The sequence below is a fragment of the Blautia sp. OM07-19 genome, assembly GCF_003481595.1.
Lineage (GTDB): Bacteria > Bacillota > Clostridia > Lachnospirales > Lachnospiraceae > Blautia_A > Blautia_A intestinihominis.
This window is the reverse complement of record NZ_QULA01000090.1, coordinates 225-861: the sequence shown is the minus strand read 5'-3', so window position 1 is coordinate 861 and position 637 is coordinate 225. Positions and strand designations below refer to the sequence as shown.

6 tRNA genes (1 of these 6 running past the window's edge) are annotated in these 637 nt (G+C 46.8%); all 6 read right to left on the bottom strand.

The window, feature by feature from the left end:
- Window positions 1–90: 90 nt before the first annotated feature.
- Window positions 91–176, bottom strand: a tRNA-Leu gene (locus DXC01_RS19980).
- An 11-nt stretch (window positions 177–187) separates the two neighbouring features.
- Window positions 188–260 (bottom strand) — tRNA-Val (locus tag DXC01_RS19975).
- A gap of 8 nt (window positions 261–268) precedes the next feature.
- Window positions 269–342 (bottom strand) — tRNA-Asp (locus tag DXC01_RS19970).
- 12 nt (window positions 343–354) lie between these two features.
- Window positions 355–428: transfer RNA gene (locus DXC01_RS19965), tRNA-Ile, on the bottom strand.
- A 4-nt stretch (window positions 429–432) separates the two neighbouring features.
- Window positions 433–505 (bottom strand) — tRNA-Thr (locus tag DXC01_RS19960).
- 73 nt (window positions 506–578) lie between these two features.
- Window positions 579–637, bottom strand: a tRNA-Glu gene (locus tag DXC01_RS19955); it runs 51 nt beyond the window's last position.

The window sequence follows — 637 nt, the reverse complement described above, 5'->3', positions numbered from 1 at the left end:
AATCATAGTTTTATAAATGCTTACGATTTCTGCTTTTTGATAAAGTTAATGACATTGTGTAAATTCAACGTTTCTCCTACTTTTTACTAATGCCGCAGACCGGAATCGAACCGGTACGGGTATCACTACCCACGGGATTTTAAGTCCCGGGCGTCTGCCAGTTCCGCCACTGCGGCATATTCAAAAATGGGACCTATAGGGCTCGAACCTATGACCCTCTGCTTGTAAGGCAGATGCTCTCCCAGCTGAGCTAAGATCCCTAAAAAAACGACCCAGATGAGACTCGAACTCACGACCTCCGCCGTGACAGGGCGGCGCTCTAACCAACTGAGCCACTGGGCCAAAAAACAACAATGGACCTTCGGGGACTCGAACCCAGGACCGACCGGTTATGAGCCGGTTGCTCTAACCAACTGAGCTAAAGGTCCAAAAAGCCGATGATCGGACTCGAACCGATAACCTGCTGATTACAAATCAGCTGCTCTGCCAATTGAGCCACATCGGCATATAACTATATGATGTATTATACACCAAATGTCGTAATCAAGTCATCCAAAAATCACAATTATTATTTTTAATGACTCCAAGGGGATTTGAACCCCTGTTACCGCCGTGAAAGGGCGGTGTCTTAACCGCT